Source organism: Agarivorans aestuarii (genome assembly GCF_019670125.1).
Classification (GTDB): Bacteria; Pseudomonadota; Gammaproteobacteria; order Enterobacterales; family Celerinatantimonadaceae; genus Agarivorans; species Agarivorans aestuarii.
The window spans coordinates 4015544-4038459 of sequence record NZ_AP023033.1 but is presented as its reverse complement, the minus strand read 5'-3'; the positions used below and the strand labels follow the sequence as shown (position 1 = coordinate 4038459).

Genomic DNA, 22916 nt, shown 5'->3' with positions numbered 1-22916 from the left:
GTCTCGGGTGAGGCAGATTGGAATGGAAAAGAAGGTACATATCGTGTCTAAAGAAAAATTTGAACGTTCAAAACCGCACGTAAACGTTGGTACAATTGGCCACGTTGACCACGGTAAAACAACTCTAACAGCGGCTATCACTAACGTACTTGCAAAAGTATACGGTGGTGAAGCTAAAGATTTCGCAGCAATCGATAACGCTCCAGAAGAGCGCGAGCGCGGTATCACAATTTCTACTTCACACGTAGAGTACGACACTCCAACTCGTCACTACGCACACGTAGATTGTCCTGGACACGCTGATTACGTTAAAAACATGATCACTGGTGCAGCTCAAATGGATGGCGCTATCTTAGTAGTAGCTTCAACTGATGGCCCAATGCCTCAGACACGTGAGCACATCCTACTTTCTCGTCAGGTTGGTGTACCTTACATCATCGTATTCATGAACAAATGTGACATGGTAGACGACGAAGAGCTTCTAGAATTAGTAGAAATGGAAGTACGTGAACTTCTATCAGAATACGAATTCCCAGGTGACGACCTTCCAGTAATTCAAGGTTCAGCACTTAAAGCGCTAGAAGGCGAAGAAGAGTGGGAAGCTAAGATTGTAGAGCTTGCAGAAGCACTAGATACTTACATTCCAGAGCCAGAGCGTGACATCGATAAGCCGTTTCTACTACCAATTGAAGACGTATTCTCAATTTCAGGTCGTGGTACAGTAGTAACAGGTCGTGTAGAGCGCGGTATCATCAAGGTTTCAGAAGAAATTGAAATCGTAGGTGTTAAAGAGACTACTAAGACAACCTGTACAGGTGTTGAAATGTTCCGCAAGCTTCTAGACGAAGGTCGTGCTGGCGAGAACTGTGGTGTACTACTACGTGGTACTAAACGTGATGACGTACAGCGCGGTCAAGTATTGGCTGCTCCTGGTTCAATTACTCCACACACCAAGTTCGAAGCTGAAGTATACGTACTAAGCAAAGACGAAGGTGGCCGTCACACGCCATTCTTCAAAGGCTACCGTCCACAGTTCTACTTCCGTACAACTGACGTAACAGGCGCAGTAGAGCTTCCTGAAGGCGTAGAAATGGTAATGCCAGGCGACAACTTGAAATTTGTTGTAGAGCTAATCTGCCCAATCGCGATGGACGAAGGTTTACGCTTCGCAATCCGTGAAGGTGGCCGTACAGTAGGTGCGGGTGTTGTAGCTAAAATCTTCGAATAAGAAGAATAGCACAGCAGAAAAGAAGGTCGCGTAAGCGGCCTTTTTTGTTGCCTTTTTCTAGTAAATTAAGTCAAATCTAAAACTCAAAAATTCCCACATATCTTAAGCCAAAAGGGCTTCTTCTAAATCTTATCTGGCTGCTGATCTTTATCAGTAAATAAACAATTTGGTTTGCTTCAATCTAGCTCTCGTATATTTAACTGATTAAACAACCTTAAGTCAGTAACTTAAAGCTATCTTTGATTTGAGGTGGTGAAATAAAAAAGCTCACCGAAGTGAGCTTTTAAGGCAATATAAATGCTTAGCTTCCGTCAAACACTGTGAGACCTGAAATGGTCTCGACTCCACCAGGGCTAGTTACACTAACGGTTAACGAACCAACTGTTTTGTTATTTGGGCTGGATTCAGGCTCGACAGTAATGAAGTGAACATCACAGAGCCTTGTGCCATCGGCAATGTTATAACCTAGAGCTCCGGATACTGAACCATTAGCCGTTGAGATAGCCACAGCTGAGTCCGCAGGCATTTGGTTACCATTTAAGTCTTGAATGGTCACTGCTAAGGAGTGGTAAGGAAGTACTGTTAAGTCTACACTCGATACCGGTCTATTAGCCTGTAGGCTAATCGCTGAGTTCACTGGTGTTGAATACTTGAAACCGCCAGCAATTTCGATGCTACCATCTCCAGAAGTACCATATCTTACTAAATAAGTTTCACCATCAATATCAATCATATCTCCGGTTATGATAGTACCTGTGCCACCACTTACTGATAGCTCCGTAGCGTTACTAAATGTAAAACCATCAACTTCAAGATCTCCACTACTAATAAAGACCGTTTCTCCTATCGCAATAGTACTGTACAAGCCACCCTTAACTACTAGGTTATTATTTGTTGCATCAACACTGGTTATTTCATAGCTTCTACCGTTAATGGTAGCTATTTCACCAATTGATGCGGTGGACGCATCAACTACTGATATTGTTGTCTGAGTTAATACTTGATCAAGCTGATATCCAACGCCAGTGCCAGCAAAGTGAGTTAGTAAGATGTTTGCTTCTGAAGTGGCCATAACTAGAGTTAGCTGATCTCTAATCTCCACTAGGTCTCGGCTACAGTTTCCAGCGGTTTCATTCTCTTTTGTACAGAGTAAGCCGTTGAAAGTAGCTGCGACAGCATCTACTGGATCATTGCTATTCCAAACTCCTGTAGTAGTGTCATAGCCGCCATTTTCGTTGTAATCGTTGTAGGCTTCATTCACATTGTCAAAGTCATGGTTAAAAACTCCTGTAGAGTTATAGCTACCATCCTCATTGGCGTCTACCCAAGCTTCGCCTAGTTCTGTATATGTTTCTCCAGTATCGAATACACGATTGCCATTCACGTCCGCAAATACTTCTTGACCTAAAGTGTAAGCAAGTACTGTGGCTCGTCCGACACCGTAATAGTTGGTGCCTTGAGTATTAGTAACGTCTGTAGGAATAATGCCAGGAGCAATACAAACACCAGCGGGAAGGTCGTAAATGTGGCCCTTAGGTCTATCGTTTTGGCTCACCCACGTCACGTTACATCCGCTATTGCTATCTTGACCCGTTGTCCGACAAGAACCTGTTACTTGGCCACCTTCTGCGGTGAAAGTTACGCTGGTGTCATTAGGAACTGGGTTCTTGTTTTCGTCACTCACTCTAAGTGTTAAATCACTAACTACACCATCATAATTCCAGGCTTCTAAGCTCAAGACTGATGCTGATAGGGACATTGAAGATTGCGATGGAGTGCCGGTGTGGATATTCAGCGAATTAGAAACGGCAGAAATTTCTGTATCATTTTCGTCGGTGAAGCTGGCCGTTACCACCACCGAACCCGGCATGGTGCCACTGGTGACACGAGTAACCACTTCACCACTGGCGTTCGATTCACCACTAGTCGGGCTTAAACTTAAACCAAATAAACTTGCATCTGCTTTAAAGTCGACTGTTTGACCAGATTTCGGATTGCCAGTTTTATCTAGTACTTTAAAGGTTAGCACTGAGATTTTTGTGCCAACAGATTCATCTAAATAAATAGTGGTTGGCAAAGCACTTACAAAAGCAATGCTACTTGCTTTGGTTTCTGCGATTGATATGTTGATTTGCTTCGAGGTTAAAACAGATAAAGCCGGAGTGGCGGTTATCGTATCCGAACCGCTACAGCCTTTAGGTTCATAAATCGCGGTTGCTGTACCATTTACTGTAGTCACACTTTCTGTAATAGAAGCGGTTTCAGTTGCTACACAGCTTGATGTAAAGCTGACAGATACCGGCGTAGTGTATAAGCCACCGTTGCCATCACCTATTGTTACAGTGAAAGTTGTGGTGGCGTCTACTGCTAGAGTTTGATCTGCAGCCAACGCACTAGTTAGTTCCATTACTAAATTAGAGGCACCAACGCTAAAGTTAGCTGAACTTTCTGCATCCAATTGAGTATTTTGAGCGGTTACTGTACCCGCTGCATCTGAATCGACCTTGGCAAATAAAGTCGCTATAGCGTAGCCATTTGTATCTGTTATCACCTGTGCAGAGCTTAGAGTAGCTTGTTCGCTACTTAGGCTAATTATTTCGTTGCCAGCTGCAGATCCGTTTTGGTCTAAGAGGCGCATTACAGCAGTTGCCGGCGAATCGAGAGAGATTGAACTCGTCGTATTACATAGTGACGGGATTTGTTCTTCTGGAACGTTTTTACAATCAAAAAGCTCAATGCTTAATGTTGCGGTTTCAGTATCTTCACCGTCGCTGCCGCTGCCGCCACTATCATTCCCACCGCCACTTAGGTCGACACTTCCGTCGCCGCCACATGCGAATAACATAGAACTCATTAATATCAGTAAGCAGTGTTTTAACCACACCATTATCTATTCCTCCTTGACCGCAACAACTGTGTACGCGGGTTTCCTGATAATTTACTTATATATCATATATAAGCGGCAAGTGGCATTACTGTTCGTCTTATTGAGAGCCAAATTGCAAAGTTTTTGAAAAGCAGGTACTTACTATTTGTTTTTGAGTCTTACATAGCGCTTGGATTTGCTTCCAGTTAAGATGGAAATTCATCTTGGGAGTTGTTATGAATTTAAGAGATTTAGAGTACTTAGTTGCTTTACAAGAGCAGAAGCATTTTCGTAAAGCGGCTGAAAAATGTTTTGTTAGTCAACCTACTTTGAGCGGGCAAATAGCCAAGTTAGAAGAAGAGCTTGGTCTGCTGTTAATTGAGCGTACTTCGCGCAAAGTGATCTTTACGCATGCCGGTGATGAGCTGGCGGCTAAAGCTAGAGTCATCTTGCTTGAAGTAAAGGGCCTTAAAGACTTGGCTAAGAGCTTCCAAGCCCCAATGGCTGGGCCGCTTCATGTTGGCCTGATTCCTACTGTCGCTCCTTATCTATTACCCAAAATTGTCCCGCATATTCGTTCCGAGTTTAGCGAAATGGAGCTTTTCCTTTATGAAGAACAGACCAACGTACTATTGCAGCGATTAGAAGAGGGAGAGCTAGATTGCCTTCTGCTTGCTTATCTTCCTGAAATGGAGCGTTTTGGTGCCATCGATTTATTTGATGAGCCGCTAATGCTTGCCATGCCATCTAATCACAAATGGCAGCAGCAAAATGAGGTTGAACTTTCTGAGCTGAGTGGTGAACAAGTACTAATGCTCGAAGACGGCCACTGTCTGCGTGACCAGGCAATGGGTTATTGCTTTGCAGCAGGCGCGAAAGAGGACACTAGCTTTAAGGCGACGAGTTTGGAGACTTTGCGTCATATGGTGGCTGCGGGTATGGGAATTACCTTGCTACCGCAGTTAGCTATTCCTGATACTGAGGAACAAAGCGGTATCTGCTATCGAAGATTTAGTTCGCCTGAGCCGAGTCGCCGAATAAGTTTGCTATATCGCAATAACTCTGTTCGGCGTCCCTGCTTTAACCAGTTAGCTAAGTTGATTCAACAGTATTCTGCACTGCCTTAAAATAGCTCCTCTTCACTATCGAACACTGAGTTAACAGATTGTTTTACATATTCTGTTGGCTCGGTGCCTTCCTCAAAAAATTCAAAGCGGGTGGTATGGTCACTAGCCTTAGTGAGTAAGCCGGTTGTTCTGTCAATACGCACTGTAGAGACGTTTTTTGGGGCTTGCCAAGCTTGTTCTGGCACTCCGTCTAAACCGACTTCCATGAAATCTATCCAAGCTGGCTGAGCTGTACGCGCACCAAACTCTTTACCGGTAACTTGGTTTTTATCAAGGTTGGCGTTGTAAGACGCTTCACCAAGCTCTCGATTGAAATCATCAAAGCCAATCCAAGAGGTCACCACCAAGTCGGGTCCGAAGCCAGAGAACCAAGCATCTTTAGCATCATTGGTGGTACCGGTTTTGCCGGCAATATCTCGGCGTTTTAAAGCTCTTGCTGCACGCCAGCCGGTGCCGTTCCACCCTGTTTTATGTGCCCAACTGCCGCCGCCCCAAACAGCACTGTTCATCGCTTGAGATACCAAAAAGGCATTTTCGGCACTGATGATTCTTGGTGCTAAATCGCTTTCATCGGCAAAGGAGATATCACATTGCTTTAAGGGATCGCCATCTTGCTCTAATAAGTCTGCGAGTTGTGGTGCTTTATCGATAATATCAAAACAACTATCACAAGCTACTTTAGGCACCTGTTGAAAGATGATGTTGCCTTGGCTATCTTCGATTCGATCAATAAAGTAAGGACTTACTAAGTAGCCCCCGTTGGCAAACGAACCGTAGGCGCTAGCTACTTGCATCGGAGTTAGTGACGCAGAACCTAGCGATAATGATTCATTTCGCGGCAACTCGTTCTTAGGAAAACCAAACTTTGCCAGGTGATCAATAATGGTATCTACACCTAAGTCTCGCATTAAGCGCACAGACACCACATTTTTCGATTGGGCTAATGCAACCCTTAGGCGAATTGGTCCGTCGTATACAGGCGGGGAGTTTTTCGGTCTCCATGCTACCCCCATGGCCTTATCCCAGCGGTTAATCGGGGCATCATTCTCTAAACTTGCTAAGGTCATGCCTTGCTCAAATGCTGCAGAATAAAGGAAAGGCTTGATATTTGAGCCTACTTGGCGACTAGCCTGAGTGACTCGGTTGAATTTACTTTGGTTAAAGCTAAAGCCGCCTACTAATGCTTCAATCGCCCCATCTAAAGGCGATATGGCAATTAATGCTGCGCCAGCGTCGGGCAATTGAGAAAGTGAGTACTGACCAACGCTTTGCTGTTCTGCATCGTCACTTAATGCTACATCAGCATTGTCATTGCTAGTATCTGCTTGCGTTGCTAGCGGCTCAACCCAAATTACATCACCCACACTAAGAATTTCTTGAGCAGATTTAGGCGCTGGACCTTGGCGAGTATCAGTTATAAAGCGCCGAGCCCATTTCATATCATCCCAAGCTATTACGCCTAAAGCACCACCTTTTACAATCACTTTTGCCTGCGTGCCTTCAATGCTGGTCACCGCTGCAGCCCGCAACTCGCCATAGTTAGGCAGAGAGCTAAGTTGCTTAATTATCTCCTCAGCATTTAATTGAGCCTGTTCGGCGGTCCATAACTGCTTAACCGCTCCACGAAAACCGTGGCGTTGGTCATAACTTTTTAGGTTCGTTCTTAATGCTAAGGTAGCTGCATTTTGGCGCTTGGCACTGATTGTGGTGTAAACATCCATGCCAGTGGTATACGCGTCTTCGCCAAATTGCTGCAGTATTTGCTGACGCACCATTTCTGCCAAATAAGGAGCTGCAAGAGTAATCTCGGCGCCATGGTAAGTCGCTGTCATTGGTGCTTGACTGGCTTCATCAAAAGTAGCTTGGTCAATATAACCAGTTTCCAACATACGGCCTAACACAACGCGGCGGCGATCTTTGGCTCGTTCTGGTGAGCGAATAGGGTTTAATGCCGAAGGGGCCTTGGGTAAGCCTGCTATTACCGCTATTTGAGGTAGCGTGAGCTGGTCTACGGTTTTCCCATAGTAAACCTGTGCCGCTGCGCCTACACCAAAAGAGCGATAACCCAGAGGAATTTTGTTTAGATAAAGCGCCAGAATTTCATCTTTGGATAACTCTTGTTCGATTTTAATCGCCAAGAAGATCTCTTTGATCTTGCGTATGTAGGTTTTTTCTCGGGTTAAAAAGAAATTACGCGCGACCTGTTGAGTAATGGTACTTGCACCTTGGCTCTTTTCGCCAGTGACGATGAGATTAACTGCCGCACGGGTAATACCAATTGGATCAATTCCAGGGTGTGAGTAGAAGCGAGCGTCTTCGGTAGCCAAAAATGCTTGCAGCATTTGCTCAGGTACTTCCTCAATCTGTAACGGGATTCGCCTTTTTTCACCAAATTGGGAAATCAATTCCCCGTCAGCACTAAACACTCGCATTGGTGTTTGCAATTGCACATCGCGCAAGGTTGAGACGTCTGGTAGTTGCGGCGCAAAATAAAAATATAGTGCGGTGATGGCTGCTAAGCCTAAGCTTGTTCCCAGGAAAACTAAAAATAACAGTCTTTTAAGCCATTTCATTCCGAATTTTGCACTCTGTATCTAAAGAATCGCCGATTATATCGTCAAATTGTGACCTGTTTCGACAACTTTCTTAATAACTATTAGCACCTAAATCAATAACCCGTTATTCTCCAATAACAGGTAACTGTTTAAATTTAAAAAAGATAGTTGGCGAGTCATGGTACTAGGGATAGGTAAAAAAACATCGACTGCTCTACTAGGGATCGACTTTGGTTCTTCCACCATTAAAGGACTTCTACTTTCTAGATCTTCAAAAGGTTTAAAAGTTGAGTCTGTGGCCGAAGTCGAAACACCGGTAGGCGCATTAGTCGATAACCAAGTTGTTTCTCCGGAAGAGATTACTGAATCTTTGCGTGAATTAAAGCGAAAGCTCCCTTCACGTAACCGTCAGGTTGCGACCGCGGTAGCAGGTAGTCATGTAATTACTAAAGTAATTTACATGGACAGTAGTTTGTCTGAATTAGAGTTAGAGACTCAAGTTGAACTTGAAGCTGAAAACTCTATTCCATTTCCTATTGATGAAATTAGTCTTGATTTTGAAGTGTTAGGTATTAACGAAAGTGAGCCTAACCGTAATAACGTACTGCTTAGTGCAGCCCGCACCGAGGCAGTCAGTATTCGTGCTGAAGTATTGGCTAACGCAGACTTTGACGCAAAAATTGTCGACGTTGAGTCGCATGCTCTTGGGCGTGCTTGGAACTTCGTATTACATCAACAAGACGAAGAGCTCGATGAAAACAAAATCATAGGCTTGGTCGATATTGGTGAAACTACTTTAAACTTCGCGATTTTAGATAAGGGCGAAGTGGTGTATAACCGAGCGCAAAACTTTGGTGGGGCGCAATATACCCAGCAAATTGCTAGCTTCTATAGCTTAAGCATTGAAGAAGCCAAAGAGATGAAAGTGAGTGGCCGCTTACCTGAAAACTACGAAATAGACGTATTTGCCCAGTTTGTTAGCGGTGTTATTCAAAACGTACGTCGTCAAGTGTCCTTGTTTTTGAGCTCAAGTGGCTATAAGTCGCTGGATGCGATTGCCGTAAGTGGCGGCAGTGCATTGTCGGATGAGTTAGTCTTTCAAATGCAGACTGACTTAGAGATGCCAGTGATAAAGGCGCAGCCTTTTAACGAATGCTTGTTCGATCGTTCTATTGACCGAGAGAGGCTTCGTAAGGAAGGCGGGAAATACATGGTAGCCTTAGGCTTAGCCTTAAGGAGTTTTGATAATGTCTAACATTAACTTACTTCCTTGGCGTGAAGAGGTCAAAACCAAGCAAAAACGTGATTTTTGGGTTGCGCTTGGCTCGGCCGCTGGTCTTACCGTATTAGCCTTATTGTTGGTGCAAAACTATTATACTGGTTTGCAAGACAAGCAAAGCGCACGCAATCAGTTTTTAGAAAAAGAAATTGCCATTTTGGATCATCAAATTGGCGAAATTCGTAAGATTAAAGAACAAAAGAAAAGTCTTAAAGAGCGCATAGCCTTAATTCAAAAGCTTCAAGAAAGTCGCAATATTCCTACTAAAATTTTCAATAATTTGCCGCTAATTGCTCCTACAGGTGTTTACTTAGATAGTTTAGCCTTTAAAGACTCTGCAATTAATTTAGATGGTAAAAGTGAAGCAAACTACCGCGTAGCAAGCCTTATGCGTAACATTGAACAACGGGTGTGGTTAGGCACGCCAAGCATTCGTTCTATTGTTGCTTTACCGGGTAAGCAAGCGGAAATGGAACTGAGTAAGTTCCAGCTTAACTTTGCCGTTAACCTGGGCCTTCCTAGTGAAAAAAAGGAGGCTAAGTAATGGATTTACAAGAGCTTAACGAACTCGATTTAGAAAGCATTGGCACTTGGCCTAAGCTCGCCAAAATCATTTTTGTAGTTGTAGTCTGTGGTTTAATTACTGCTGGATATTATTACTATCAAATCGCCGACGAGAAAACCAAGCTGGTTCAGCTTGAGGCGAAAGAGCAAGAGTTGCGACAAAAATTTGAAGTTAAAGCGGCTTTAGCGGGCAATCTACCTGAGTACCAAAAGCAAGTAGAGGAAATGAAAAAGGCCTTTGCTTCTTTACTTAAGCAGCTCCCTGAAAAACACGAAATTCCAGGTTTGTTAGACGAGCTTAGCTTTATTGGTATTGATAATGGTCTAGAGTTCCGCCGTATTAACTGGGAGCCAGAAGTTGAGCATGAGTTTTCCACAGAACTGCCAATTAAATTGGAAGTGAGTGGCAGCTACCACCAGCTTGGCGCTTTTGTTAGCGCAGTTGCAGCCTTACCACGGATTGTTATTTTGGATAACATCACCATGAAAAAACAAGGTGATGGCGGGACATTAAGTATGGCCATGTTAGCCAAGACCTACCGCTATAAAGAAAAACCGGCGGCGAAGGGGAAATGATGAGAGCACTAGCAATTGGATTAACCCTGCTTGCATTGTTTGGCTGTGAAGGTTCAAAAGACGATCTGCAGCAATACGTAATGGAAGTGAAGGCGCGCAAAGTTCCGGTCAAAGAAGATGTACCTGAAATTAAACCTTTTGAGCATCTTGCTTATCAGGCGAGTGAACGGAGAAATCCATTTACTAGCCCTGCTCCTGAAGCGGCTAATACCGCTTTAAGCACTGAGAAAGAATGCTCCTTAGCGCCAAACGCCGAGCGCACTAAGCAAGCTTTAGAACAGTTTTCGCTGTCTAGTTTGACCATGCGAGGCATATTAGGTGATGGGCCCAGTCTTTGGGCGCTTGTTGAAGCGCCAGGTGGCGAGCTGTATCGCGTGAAGGAAGGCTACTACTTAGGTTTACATCACGGCGTAATCACTAAAGTCAGTGATTTAGGTTTAGATATTCAAGAAGTTGTTTCAGATGGCGAAGGCTGCTGGAACGAAAGAACTACTCAGCTTTCGCTCTCGAAAGCTGATCAATAGGGAAATAGGCATGAAGGGAAAGATGCTGCAAGGAGTATACAAAAGCGGCTTGGTGTTGGCTGGTGTGTTTTGTTGCATAACGCAGGCTTGGGCTAACGCTCAACTTATTCAGTTAAATACCAACCCGATGGTTAAGGGAGCGGTGGAAATCGAACTGTTGTTTGATGGACCCGTCGAAAATGTCAGTGACCACCTCGAGTACTCTCCAAATCAACTTGTGATTGATGTGGCCAACGCAAGTTCGGCACTAAAAATTAACCCGTTACCAATTGATGGTGGCGGCGTTAAGCAAGTTCAGAGTTTGCAAACTGAGTCTGGCTTACAATTGGTACTGGCGCTTGAGCGCTTGGTTCCATATCAAGTAAGTAAAGAGCCACAGCGCATTTTAGTTAAACTTGGCGCTTTGCCTGTGGCCGCGGCTGCAGCACAAAGCACTGTTGATGATGCATTCGAAAATGCCAGTCGCGTAGAGCATGCCACCATTAATACTGTGCAAGGCATTGACTTTAGACGCGGTAAAGGCGGCTCTGGTCAGATTATGGTGGACCTCAATAACAGTTCTATAGCAGCTGATATTAAACGCCGTGATAACAGCTTGATTGTTGATTTTTATAATACTGATATCGCAGAAGAAAACGTTTATGTCATGGACGTAAACGACTTTGCTACTCCAGTAGAGAGTGTTGAAGTATTTAGACATGATGCGAAGGTTCAGCTGAAAATCGCTATCGATGGCGAGTTTGATTACCGCTACGATCAATCTGGTGAACTGTTCTTAGTTGAAGTTAAAAAGCTTGAGGCAGAAGAAGGCACCAAAGTTGAGTATCAAGGAAAACCAATTTCCCTGAATTTCCAAGATATTCCAGTGCGTACGGTATTGCAGTTAATTGCTGATTTTAACAAATTGAATTTGGTCACTACCGATTCTGTTCGTGGCAACATTACTCTGCGTATGGATGATGTGCCTTGGGAGCAAGCACTTGACATTATTCTTAAAGTTAAAGGCTTGGATAAACGCTTAGATAATAATGTGTTGTTAATTGCCCCTGCTGCGGAGCTAGCCGAGCAAGAGCGACAGCAGTTAGAAAGTGCCCAGCAAGTGGCTGACTTAGCGCCACTCTACTCTGAGTATATTGAGGTAAACTATGCTAAAGCATCAGACTTATCTGCATTGCTTAAGAGTGAGCAAACCTCCATGTTGTCTGAGAGAGGCTCTGTAGCGGTTGATGAGCGTACCAATACTTTGCTTATTAAAGACACTGAAGAGTCACTGGCCAACATTAAAACCATGGTTAAGAAACTCGATATTGCGGTTAAGCAAGTTGTTATCGAAGCGCGTATGGTTACCGTAACCGATGATGTAAGTGAAGAACTAGGTATTCGTTGGGGTGTAACCAACTCAGGTTCAGTGGGCAGTAGCACTGGTATTACTTCGGGTACACTTGAGGGCGCTGATGATGTGCTAGCAGGCAATATCCCAGATTTAGATGACCGCTTAAACGTTAACTTACCAGTGGCTGACCCAGCCGGTTCGATCGCGTTCCAAGTTGCTAAACTAGCCAATGGTCAGATTCTGGACTTAGAGCTTTCAGCACTAGAGCAAGAGAACAAAGGTGAAGTGATCGCCAGTCCGCGAATTACAACGGCCAACCAAAAAGCAGCATACATCGAGCAAGGTCGTGAGATCCCTTATGTAGAAAATGCCTCAAGTGGTGCTACTTCGGTTACCTTCAAAAAAGCAGTGTTAAGCTTACGTGTAACCCCACAAATTACTCCTGACGGTAACGTGATTCTTGATTTAGTTATTACCCAAGACTCGGAAGGTGAAGCGGTGCTTACACCAACAGGGCCAGCGGTGGCGATTAACAAGCAAGAAATTGGTACTCAGGTATTAGTTAAAAACGGTGAAACCATTGTGCTTGGCGGTATTTACCAACAGCAAAATGTTGACCGTGTGAAGAAAGTGCCAATTTTGGGTGACGTACCTGGCTTGGGCTACTTCTTTAGAACAACCTCAGAAAGTGTTAAAAAGAACGAGTTGTTAATTTTTGTAACACCTCGAATCTTGCTCGACGCACTATAAACGCCCACCTCTTATCACTCCTATATCGAGTCATTCGGTATAGGAGTGATTTTGCTGTTGCCAAACTCCCGCTCAAACGAGATAATCGCGCCCTGATCTTTTTACTAAGGTTGGTACATCAGGTGCCCGCATTGCGGGGAGAAAATAGACAAAGACAAATTTGAAGAAGCATGGCTGAGAAACGAAATATCTTCCTTGTAGGACCAATGGGTGCTGGGAAAAGCACGATTGGTCGTCATTTAGCACAGCAGTTACATTTGCAATTTTACGATACAGATCAAGAGATTGAACGCCGCACTGGTGCCGATATCGCTTGGGTATTTGACGTAGAAGGTGAAGCCGGATTTAGGGTTCGTGAAGAGGGTGTTATTGATGACCTTTCACAACTTCAAGGCATTGTATTAGCAACAGGTGGTGGCTCTGTAATTAGTAAAGAGAACCGAAATCACCTTTCTGCTCGCGGTATTGTTGTGTACCTTGAAACCACAATCGACAAACAGTTTGCTCGTACGCAACGCGATAAGCGTCGCCCATTGCTGCAAACCGATGAGCCTCGCGAAGTATTAGAAAACCTGGCAGATGAGCGTAATCCAATGTACTCAGACGTTGCTGACTACACGGTGAAAACTGACGACCAAAGCGCAAAAGCAGTGGCTAACCAAATCATCGAATTATTAGGATTCTAAAATAACAATGGAATGTTTGACCGTTGCTCTAGGCGAGCGCAGCTACCCAATTAGTATTGGCCAAGGTTTATTAAATCAAGTTGATTTATTGAGTTCTGCGATTACCAGTAAAAAGGTAATGGTGGTTACAAATACTAAGGTTGCGCCGCTATATTTGGAGCAATTGTTGGCATGTTTGAGTCAGTATCAAGCGGATGTAGTTACTTTGCCAGATGGTGAACAATACAAAAATTTAGATACCTTAAACCTAATATTTTCAGAGTTATTAGCCCAGCAACATAGTCGTGATACCACCATTGTTGCGCTGGGTGGTGGCGTTATTGGTGACATGGCCGGCTTTGCGGCTGCCTGTTATCAACGCGCAGTACCCTTTGTGCAAGTGCCTACCACATTGTTATCACAGGTTGATTCATCAGTGGGCGGTAAAACAGCGGTTAATCACCCTTTAGGCAAGAACATGATAGGCGCGTTCTATCAGCCTAAAGCCGTGGTGATTGACATAAATTGTTTAGCCACTTTGGATAAGAGAGAGCTTGCCGCTGGCATGGCAGAAGTGATTAAGTATGGCATTATCTACGATGCAGCGTTTTTTGCATGGTTAGAAACCCATCTTGATCAACTAATGGCGCTCGAACCAGAGTTAATGACGCGAGCAATTGCTCGTTGTTGTGAAATTAAGGCTGAAGTGGTGGCCAAAGACGAAACCGAGCAAGGTATTCGTGCTTTACTAAATCTTGGCCATACATTTGGTCATGCTATTGAAGCTGAGCAAGGTTACGGCGTTTGGTTACATGGTGAAGCGGTTGGTGCGGGTATGGTTATGGCCGCCGAAACTGCTGAGTTAGCGGGAATGATTAGTCAAAGTGAAGTAACGCGTATGCGAACTTTGATTGAACGTGCTGGTTTACCCATTGTGCCACCACAGGGTATGGGTTTAGCAGAGTTTATTCCGCATATGATGCGTGATAAGAAAGTATTGGATGGAAAACTGCGTTTAGTTCTACCTAGCTCTATTGGTACGGCAGAAGTAGTTGATACAATTACTGAAAGTGATATAAAAACAGTTATCAATCGATTTCAATAAGGCAAATTTGAATGGTGGGAGTGCGGCGTGATGCCGAGTTTGCACAATTGCAAAGTCAATTGCGCTTACGCGATAGGCTTATCACTCAAATTCGCTTTAGCGCAAAGCTCATTTGCGTTAACGGTGAGGCTGGGTCTGGCAAGTCGTCTATGGCTAACTCCCTTCTTGAAAGTGCTCCTTTTGCTAATCACGCCTTGGTAAGTGCTGCCAGTGAGCAAGATGGTCGTTTGCGTCGAGATTTATTACAACAACTATTGAAAGACCCTCTGTTTAATCAAGACGATCCACTGTTTGACAGTTTTCAACGTAATGTAAAAGAAACTTCAGCTCCGCTCATTATCATCATAGATGCAGCGCATAACCTTAGTATCGACCTACTAAAAGAGTTGGTGGAGTTCTATCAGCATTACAATCAGCTATATCAGCATGATTTATCATTAATCCTGTTTGCTGAGTCAAGTAGTAGTTTTAATGCGCAATTGGATTCGCTAAGTAATCAAGTTCTCTATTTTGATGTTCCCCCTTTAAATAATACTGAATCCTTCGAATTAGCTTCACTGTTATTTAATCGTGCTGAGTACGTGGCGGAATTTGAGAACCAACAAGCAATTGAGCAACACATCGCCTCGGCGAAAGGAAATCCTCGTTTAATTTATCAATTTGTCGACCAAATCGTTACCGGAGATGTTCCCATGGCGGAAGCAAGTGCACCAAATAGAAGTAAATTATACATAGTTATTGCGGTGGTGTTATGTGCAGCGGTAGCCGGTTTATTAGTGCAAGTTATCAACGACTGGAGCGGCAGTGAACAAGGGGATGACAGCCGTATCGCCTTAGCCTTAATGGAAGAACCTACCTTAGCCAATGGTAACTCTCCCAATCAAAGTGCTGGTAAAGGTTCACAACAAAATAGCGTAGATTTTGCTGGCTCAAATAGTGAGGCGGAAACGGCAGAACTGCCATCGCAAGATTTACCCAAAGAGCTAGATGTAAACAGTCAAAGTTCTGAGTCAGAGTTGCGCGTAGTGGTTGAAGATGACGTAGTTAATAAGTTGCTTGCAGAACAAAGCCAACCAGCTGACGACACTGAATTGGTCGCGCAAATTCAAGACAGCGGTAATTTGCTGGCAGAGCCAGAAGCAGAACTTAGTGCTGATAAAGCGCCAAGCGACACTAAGCAAGAAGAAGTGTCGATTAAAGTCACCAATGTAAAAGCGTTGTTGGAGGCTAAGCCAAGCAAGCGTTATACCCTGCAGTTAATGGCTCTGAATAATCGTGAAAAAGCGCAGCAGTTTGTGTCGGCTCGCCAATGGGCGCATGATGTGTGGGTATATCGTTCAAGTGCCAATCCGAATGTTCCTTACAAAATTATTTATGGTGACTTCGCCACGCGCGAAGAAGCTCAAGCCGCTCGCAATAGTTTAAAACAGCAAAATCTTGATTCTTTGATTAAGCAATTTAAACAGGTTCAGTTTGAATTGACTCAATAGTAATGAAGAAAACACGCGCTTTTTTGAAATGGGCCGGCGGTAAATACGGCTTAATTGAAGACATCCAGCAACAATTACCCGAGGGTGACTTGTTAGTGGAACCGTTTGTGGGTGCAGCTTCGGTGTTTTTGAATACCGATTATCCGCGTTACCTATTGAGCGACATTAATCCTGATTTGATCAACATGTATCAAATATTGCAGCAACGCCCGCAGCAGTTCATTGATGATGCCAAGCACTACTTCACTCAAGAGTGTAATCAAAGCGAATACTACTACCAGCTGCGCAAACGCTTTAATGCCACCAAAGACAGCTACCAACGCTCATTGATGTTTTTGTATATGAATCGCCATGGTTACAACGGTTTATGCCGCTATAACCGCAGTGGTGGTTTTAATGTGCCTTTTGGTTCTTATAAACGTCCTTATTTTCCAGAGCAAGAACTGGAGTTTTTTGCAGAAAAGTCGCAAAAAGCCGAATTTCGTTGTTGTAGCTACGTGGAAACTTTTGCCGAGGTGAGGGCTGGCGATATCGTATATTGCGATCCGCCTTATGCTCCGCTTAGCCCTACGGCTAGTTTTACTAACTACGCAAGCAAAGGCTTTAATCGAAGTGATCAAGAACGCTTGGGAGAGCTGGCGATAGAAGCTCAGCAACGGGGTGCTTCGGTATTAATTAGTAATCATGATTTGCCGCTAACCCGCAGTATTTACCAGCACAGTGAGTTAAGCCAGCTTAGCGTGCGCCGCACAATTAGTCGCAAAGGCCATCAACGTATGAAAGTTGCTGAGCTACTGGCTTATTATCAAGCCAATTAAGCACTCTCAGGTTATCACCGACACCAACGCTGCTATCGCTAATACAAACAGCGTAACCATAATGATGCCAACTAAGATGAACTTCCACGCTTTGCCTTGGCTAAAGTCATGTTGGCGTTGTTTGTCCGATTGAACACCAAACAATGCACCGAGAACACTTTTCAATACCGACATGATATTTCTACCATTTGTTGCCCCTTATGGTGGATAAGTTCAGCATGACATAAAAACAATCTTTGTACAGAGATTGGATCACAGCACAAGCTGCGCTAAAATTGCGCACTTTCAAATCCAATGGTTACCCCAATGAGCAAACCTTTTTTAATTGCCCCTTCAATTTTAGCCGCTGATTTTGCCCGTTTGGGTGAAGAAGTGGATAACGTACTTGCTGCTGGTGCAGATGTAGTCCACTTCGATGTAATGGACAATCACTACGTGCCTAATCTAACCGTTGGTCCAATGGTGTGTAAGGCACTACGTGATTACGGTATTACCGCGCCAATTGACGTTCATTTAATGGTTAAGCCTGTGGATGCCATTATTCCTGAGTTCGCTAAAGCGGGTGCAAGCATGATTACTTTCCATGCTGAAGCCTCTGAACACATTGATCGCAGTTTGCAGTTGATCAAAGAGCAAGGTTGTAAAGCCGGTTTGGTGCTAAACCCTGCCACTCCTCTGCATTGTCTCGATTATGTTATGGATAAACTCGACATGATTTTGTTGATGTCGGTTAACCCAGGTTTTGGTGGTCAGAAATTCATTCCAAATACCTTAGACAAGTTGCGCGCAGTGCGTAAAAAGATTGATGAAAGTGGTTATGATATCCGTTTAGAGATCGACGGTGGGGTAACTCCAGACAATATTGCAGAAGTAGCCCAAGCGGGTGCAGATATCTTTGTGGCCGGTTCTGCCATCTTCAATCAACCCGACTACAAAGCGGTTATCGATAAAATGCGTGCCGAACTGGCGAAAGTTACTAACTAAGGTTAAATAAATGAGCCAATTACAAGCGGTGAAGCTAATTGCTTTTGATTTAGACGGTACCTTGGTAGACAGCGCACCTGATTTGGCCCTGGCTATTAATGCCATGCTGCTGGATTTAGGGCGTGAGCAATTTCCTGAACAAACCGTTCGCCACTGGGTAGGCAATGGTGCTGAAGTGTTAATTAAACGCGCCTTGTCTGGTTCGGATACTATCGCCAGCGATATTGCAGAGAGCCTGTACTTACAAGCGAAGGATTTGTTCGTTCAGCATTATTCAGAAAAACTGTGTGTCGCCAGTAGGTTGTATGATGGCGTAGCAGAGAGTTTAGAGCTGCTTTCTAAGCTGAATGTGCCAATGGCGATTGTGACCAATAAACCTGGCGTATTCACTCAGCCGCTATTGGAAGCTTTAAATTTGGCGCAATACTTCGACGTAGTATTGTCGGGTGATTCGCTGTCACGTAAAAAGCCCGATCCCCTGCCGCTGCAGCACTTAGTTGAGTGCTGCCAAGTTGAAATGGCAGATCTATTGATGGTGGGTGACTCAAAAAATGATATTCAAGCTGCAAAAGCGGCGGGATGTCGCTCGCTAGGCTTGACCTATGGTTACAACTACGGTGAAGATATCGCACTTAGTGGCCCCGATTTTGTGGCGGATAGCCTAGTAACATTGCTTGAGTTAATTAAAGGCTCGGTAACGGCTTAAGCCCATAGTATTAGTTTTTATAGGAAGAACATGAGTAAACCGATTGTATTAAGTGGCATTCAGCCTTCTGGTTCATTAACCATTGGTAACTATATTGGGGCAATAAATCAGTGGATTGATATGCAAAATGACTACGATTGTCATTTCATGTTAGCCGACTTACATGCCATTACTGTTCGCCAAGAACCTAAGCAGTTCACTAATCAAGTGTTAGATGGCTTAGCGATGTATATTGCCTGTGGTTTAGACCCAGACAAAAGCACCATTTTTGTTCAGTCGCAAGTACCTGAACATGCGCAACTAGCATGGGCCTTAAACTGCTATACGCAGATGGGCGAGTTGAATCGTATGACCCAGTTTAAAGACAAGTCGACTAAGTACGCCAACAATACTAATGCGGGTTTATATACTTATCCTGCGTTAATGGCCGCCGATATTTTATTGTATCAGGCTAATGCTGTGCCAGTAGGAGACGATCAAAAACAACACCTTGAGCTAACTCGTGATATCGCCCATCGCTTTAATAACCTTTATGGCGAGATCTTTACCGTTCCTGAACCATTTATTCCAAAATTTGGTGCGCGGGTTATGTCTTTGCAAGAGCCAACCAAGAAAATGTCTAAGTCTGACGACAACCCTAAGGCTTTCATTCTATTGAGTGACACGCCTAAACAGATCGCCAAGAAGATTAAAGCTTCGGTGACTGACTCTGATGAGCAGGCGCGTATCTACTTTGACCGCGATGAAAAGCCTGGTGTATCTAACTTGCTTACTTTGCAATCGGTGGCAACTGGTAAGTCAATTGATGACTTAGTAGCAAGCTACGAAGGTAAAATGTATGGTCACCTGAAGGTTGACACCGCTGATGCTGTGGTTGCGATGATGGAGCCTATTCAAGCTCGCTATCAAGCGCTACGAGAAGATGAAGCGGCTCTGCAGGCTATTATGGCCAAAGGTGCAGAACGTGCCAGTGAGCAAGCCAGTAAAACCCTACGTGCAGTTTATGATGTATTAGGTTTTATTAGTTTGAAGTAATAGCTAGCAAATTAATAACGAGCCCAGCCAATTGCTGGGCTTTTTTATGTCTAGTAGCCTAGCTAAGTGCTTGCTAGTATCTAGTTATATATCAATGTGTTGATAATTGGCTCTGTGAGGAAAAGATGGATCTTGAACGTAAAACCTTAGTTGTGTCGGCAATAATTGCTTTGCTACTGGCTATTTGGGGCATCGCCATGGGGGTTTACACCGAGTCTGGCGCTATTATGTTAGATGGCGTATTCAATCTATTGTCCTCAATTATGGCCTTCACGGGTATCCGCATCGCTTATCTAACCAGCCAAAACTATAACGAACGTTTTCCTATGGGCTATTTTGCCTTCGAGCCTTTAATGGTGATGGTTAAAGGGGTCTCGATTTTAGTATTAGTGGCATTTGCTTTGTCTGCCAATTTACAAACTATGCTGGCGGGTGGGCGCGAGCCACAAATAGGCATGATGTTGGTGTATGTTGTACCGGCTGTAGCTGGGTGTTTATTGGCTTGGTACGTCTGCTTACGTAGCAATCAGAAACAAGCCTCAAACCTGCTTCAAGCAGAGCAACAAGGCTGGTTAATTAACTCCGTTATCTCTGGGGCGATTGGTGTTGCCCTAATTATCGTATTACTGATTCAAGATAGCAGCATTGGTTGGATAGCCCGCTATGTGGATCAAATTCTGGTAATAGTTTTCTCGCTGATTTTTCTAAAGGATCCCTACCTGTTAGTGAAAAATGGTTTTAAAGAATTATTGCTAAGCGCCCCCGATGATGCGCACACCAAGCCATTTATAGCTGCGCTCAATAGCCAAAGTTTAATCAATGGATTCAGTCTTGCTGATGCCATGGTAATGAAAACCGGACGCAGGTTCTGGATAACCCTTGAGCTAGAGTGCCAACAGTCTCAACTTGCCCTTAGCGACATGGTGCAGCAGCGCCAACAGCTGCGAGCACTAGCCAATCAGTTTTATGATAATAACTACACCGAGATAGTATTTGTTGAGCCTAAAGCTTCGAGCGAACAAGCCGCAAGTTGAATTAAACTAAACTGGATAGAATAGTCGCTGTGTCGCTGTTTAAAATCGGCTACTATAGCGACTTTCTTGGTTTTGACTTATACACGGTTTGCTCAAGCTACATGTTACTTATCATCGACAATTACGACTCATTTACCTACAACCTATATCAATACTTTTCACAGTTAGATATTCAGGTTGAAGTGCGCCGTAATGATCAAATTACCTTAGAGCAAATTGAACAATTAGCCCCCAGCCATTTAGTGATATCACCTGGTCCCTGCTCGCCTAATGAGGCTGGCATATCCTTAGCCGTTATCGCTCACTTTGCTCAGCGCTTGCCTATGCTAGGGGTGTGTTTAGGACATCAATGCATTGCCCAACACTTTGGCGCAAAGGTGGTACGTGCTGCTCAGCCTATGCATGGCAAGGTAAGGCCCATTTATCATCAGCAGGCGTCAGTATTTAAAGACTTGGCAAATCCACAAATGGTGACACGTTACCATTCATTAGTGGTAGAAAAAGACAGCTTACCAGAATGCTTAGAGGTAACCGCCTGGAGCCAAGATAGTAAAGGCGAATCGGCCGAAATAATGGGGCTAAAGCACCGAAGCTTACCGATCCATGCGGTGCAGTTTCATCCAGAAAGTATACTTACACAACAAGGTTTACAGTTATTAGCTAACTTTGTTGATTCTACAAAGTAGAACGTTTTAGATTCTATAAATGCTTATCTAGTGATTTTATAGAATGAATAGATTGTGCATATTTATGCTGTAGTGGCTAAGTCTTTGGCTGTTTTCTGTCAGCTTAGCAATAATTGATTTAGAACTATGCACTGAATATGCGTAAAAATGGCCATATTTTGTATGGCTCAAAGGCACTATGCTCAGACAAGGCTCTTGAGATTTGCCATAATCGCCAAACTGTTTACAAACTATTAACCTTTCTGGCCCTGTATAACGGAATAGCCAGAAAGCTAAAAGGAGAACACTACATGTCACACGCTGTTACTCGCGCACTATTCGATGAAGTTATGGTTCCAAACTATGCGCCTGCGGCCATTATTCCTGTTAAGGGAGAAGGTTCGCGTTTATGGGATCAAGACGGTCGTGAGTATATCGACTTTGCTGGTGGTATCGCGGTTAATTGTTTGGGCCACTGTCATCCCGCTTTGGTTAAAAGCTTAACCGAGCAAGGCAACTCACTATGGCACTTAAGTAATGTCCTAACCAACGAACCAGCATTACGTTTAGCTAAAAAATTGGTAGACAGTACCTTCTCTGAAAAAGTGTTCTTCTGTAACTCTGGCGCAGAAGCCAACGAAGCAGCATTAAAGCTAGCGCGTCGTTACGCCATTGAACATGGCTCTGCCGATAAAACCAAAATCATCGCTTTTGAACAAGGCTTCCATGGTCGTACTTTCTTTACGGTTACTGTAGGTGGTCAAGCGACTTATTCTGACGGTTTTGGACCAAAACCAGGCGATGTAGAACATATTCCTTACAACGATCTTGCCGCCTTAGAGGCCATTATTGATGATCAAACCTGTGCGGTAATGATGGAGCCTTTGCAAGGTGAGGGCGGCATTATTAGCCCTGACTTAGAGTTTGCCCAAAAAGTTCGTGAGCTTTGTGACAAACACCAAGCGCTGCTAATTTTTGATGAAGTACAAACCGGAGTTGGCCGTACTGGCGAACTATACGCGTACATGGGTTTAGGAGTGACGCCGGATATTTTAACCTCGGCTAAAGCCCTGGGCGGCGGTTTCCCAATTGGTGCGATGTTAACTACCACTGCTATTGCAGCATCAATGAAAGTCGGCACCCATGGTAGCACCTATGGCGGTAACCCTCTGGCTTGTGCTGTAGCCGAAACCGCTTTTGATATTGTTAATTCTGAAGAAGTGCTAAGTGGCGTTAAGCAGCGCGAGCAATGGTTTAGAGAAGCACTTAATCGCATCAATGAAAAGTACCAAGTATTTACTGAAGTGCGTGGTAAAGGTTTGCTGTTAGGTGCGGTATTAAATGATCAATACCAAGGCCGAGCCAGAGACTTCTTGGTGGCAGCTGCGGCAGAGGGCCTAATGGTTCTAGTTGCTGGCGCTAATGTTGTGCGTTTCACTCCATCTCTTATCGTGCCTCAAGCAGACGTTGAATTAGGCATGCAGCGTTTAGAACAAGCTGTTGCAAACGTGGTTAACGGCTAAACAAAGTGGGCTGATACCCTTAAAGGTTTCAGCCCAAGCAATTCTTTTAATAAACATAAATAGTGGCTAATACTTAGCTACGGCTCCGT

General features: G+C 44.1%; 20 protein-coding genes. 17 read left to right on the top strand and 3 right to left on the bottom strand.

Annotated features, from left to right (window positions below; translation table 11 throughout):
- Positions 1-43: 43 nt before the first annotated feature.
- The gene (gene tuf, locus K5609_RS18690; protein ID WP_221074962.1) at positions 44-1228 is read left to right on the top strand and encodes an elongation factor Tu; all 1185 of its coding nucleotides are present in this window, start codon (positions 44-46) and stop codon (positions 1226-1228) included.
- Between the two features lie 301 nt (positions 1229-1529).
- On the opposite strand, the gene K5609_RS18685 is transcribed toward tuf, so the two are convergent.
- Positions 1530-4115 carry an Ig-like domain-containing protein gene (locus K5609_RS18685; protein ID WP_221074954.1) on the bottom strand — a complete coding sequence of 862 codons (2586 nt, stop codon included), beginning with the start codon at positions 4113-4115 and terminating at the stop codon, positions 1530-1532.
- A 215-nt stretch (positions 4116-4330) separates the two neighbouring features.
- Here K5609_RS18685 and oxyR point away from each other — a divergent pair, with 215 nt between their 5' ends.
- Positions 4331-5221 (top strand): DNA-binding transcriptional regulator OxyR, encoded by an 891-nt coding sequence (gene oxyR / locus K5609_RS18680; RefSeq protein WP_221074953.1) that lies wholly within the window; start codon positions 4331-4333, stop codon positions 5219-5221.
- Here oxyR and K5609_RS18675 read toward each other — a convergent pair.
- The gene (locus K5609_RS18675) at positions 5218-7794 is read right to left on the bottom strand and encodes a penicillin-binding protein 1A (protein ID WP_221074952.1); all 2577 of its coding nucleotides are present in this window, start codon (positions 7792-7794) and stop codon (positions 5218-5220) included. The genes oxyR and K5609_RS18675 overlap by 4 nt on opposite strands.
- A 160-nt stretch (positions 7795-7954) precedes the next feature.
- On the opposite strand from K5609_RS18675, the gene pilM reads away from it, so the two are divergent.
- From pilM to K5609_RS18630, 9 genes are all read left to right on the top strand, one after another.
- Positions 7955-9031: a type IV pilus assembly protein PilM gene (gene pilM, locus K5609_RS18670; protein ID WP_221074951.1), complete on the top strand. Its 1077-nt coding sequence runs from the start codon at positions 7955-7957 to the stop codon at positions 9029-9031.
- Positions 9024-9599, top strand: a complete 576-nt coding sequence (locus tag K5609_RS18665) for a PilN domain-containing protein (protein WP_221074950.1) — start codon at positions 9024-9026, stop codon at positions 9597-9599. Before pilM ends, K5609_RS18665 begins: the two co-directional genes overlap by 8 nt.
- The gene (locus K5609_RS18660) at positions 9599-10195 is read left to right on the top strand and encodes a type IV pilus inner membrane component PilO (protein WP_221074949.1); all 597 of its coding nucleotides are present in this window, start codon (positions 9599-9601) and stop codon (positions 10193-10195) included. Before K5609_RS18665 ends, K5609_RS18660 begins: the two co-directional genes overlap by 1 nt.
- Positions 10192-10719, top strand: coding sequence for a pilus assembly protein PilP (locus K5609_RS18655; protein ID WP_221074948.1), 528 nt, complete (start codon positions 10192-10194; stop codon positions 10717-10719). Before K5609_RS18660 ends, K5609_RS18655 begins: the two co-directional genes overlap by 4 nt.
- Positions 10720-10729: 10 nt before the next feature.
- A complete protein-coding gene (locus K5609_RS18650) occupies positions 10730-12802 on the top strand; it encodes a type IV pilus secretin PilQ (RefSeq protein WP_221074947.1) in 2073 nt (690 codons plus the stop codon).
- A gap of 170 nt (positions 12803-12972) precedes the next feature.
- Complete coding sequence (gene aroK / locus K5609_RS18645; protein ID WP_221074946.1) at positions 12973-13488, top strand: shikimate kinase AroK; 516 nt, start codon at positions 12973-12975, stop codon at positions 13486-13488.
- Positions 13489-13495: 7 nt separating this feature from the next.
- Positions 13496-14572 (top strand): 3-dehydroquinate synthase, encoded by a 1077-nt coding sequence (gene aroB, locus K5609_RS18640; RefSeq protein WP_221074945.1) that lies wholly within the window; start codon positions 13496-13498, stop codon positions 14570-14572.
- An 11-nt stretch (positions 14573-14583) separates the two neighbouring features.
- Positions 14584-16062, top strand: coding sequence for an AAA family ATPase (locus K5609_RS18635; protein ID WP_221074944.1), 1479 nt, complete (start codon positions 14584-14586; stop codon positions 16060-16062).
- 2 nt (positions 16063-16064) lie between these two features.
- The gene (locus tag K5609_RS18630; RefSeq protein WP_221074943.1) at positions 16065-16880 is read left to right on the top strand and encodes a Dam family site-specific DNA-(adenine-N6)-methyltransferase; all 816 of its coding nucleotides are present in this window, start codon (positions 16065-16067) and stop codon (positions 16878-16880) included.
- Between the two features lie 6 nt (positions 16881-16886).
- Here the strand turns inward: K5609_RS18630 and K5609_RS18625 are convergent, their stop codons facing one another.
- Positions 16887-17054 carry a DUF2970 domain-containing protein gene (locus tag K5609_RS18625; RefSeq protein WP_221074942.1) on the bottom strand — a complete coding sequence of 56 codons (168 nt, stop codon included), beginning with the start codon at positions 17052-17054 and terminating at the stop codon, positions 16887-16889.
- Between the two features lie 132 nt (positions 17055-17186).
- On the opposite strand from K5609_RS18625, the gene rpe reads away from it, so the two are divergent.
- The 6 genes from rpe to K5609_RS18595 all read left to right on the top strand — a co-directional run bounded on the left by rpe (position 17187) and on the right by K5609_RS18595 (position 22827).
- Positions 17187-17864 carry a ribulose-phosphate 3-epimerase gene (gene rpe / locus K5609_RS18620; protein WP_221074941.1) on the top strand — a complete coding sequence of 226 codons (678 nt, stop codon included), beginning with the start codon at positions 17187-17189 and terminating at the stop codon, positions 17862-17864.
- A 10-nt stretch (positions 17865-17874) separates the two neighbouring features.
- Positions 17875-18570: a phosphoglycolate phosphatase gene (locus K5609_RS18615; RefSeq protein ID WP_221074940.1), complete on the top strand. Its 696-nt coding sequence runs from the start codon at positions 17875-17877 to the stop codon at positions 18568-18570.
- A 30-nt stretch (positions 18571-18600) separates the two neighbouring features.
- The gene (gene trpS, locus K5609_RS18610) at positions 18601-19605 is read left to right on the top strand and encodes a tryptophan--tRNA ligase (protein WP_221074939.1); all 1005 of its coding nucleotides are present in this window, start codon (positions 18601-18603) and stop codon (positions 19603-19605) included.
- Between the two features lie 125 nt (positions 19606-19730).
- A complete protein-coding gene (locus K5609_RS18605; protein WP_221074938.1) occupies positions 19731-20639 on the top strand; it encodes a cation efflux transmembrane domain-containing protein in 909 nt (302 codons plus the stop codon).
- 101 nt (positions 20640-20740) lie between these two features.
- Positions 20741-21325, top strand: coding sequence for an anthranilate synthase component II (locus tag K5609_RS18600; RefSeq protein ID WP_221077312.1), 585 nt, complete (start codon positions 20741-20743; stop codon positions 21323-21325).
- A 290-nt stretch (positions 21326-21615) separates the two neighbouring features.
- Entirely contained in the window at positions 21616-22827 is a 1212-nt protein-coding gene (locus K5609_RS18595) for an aspartate aminotransferase family protein (protein WP_221074937.1), read from the top strand.
- Positions 22828-22916: the final 89 nt, after the last annotated feature.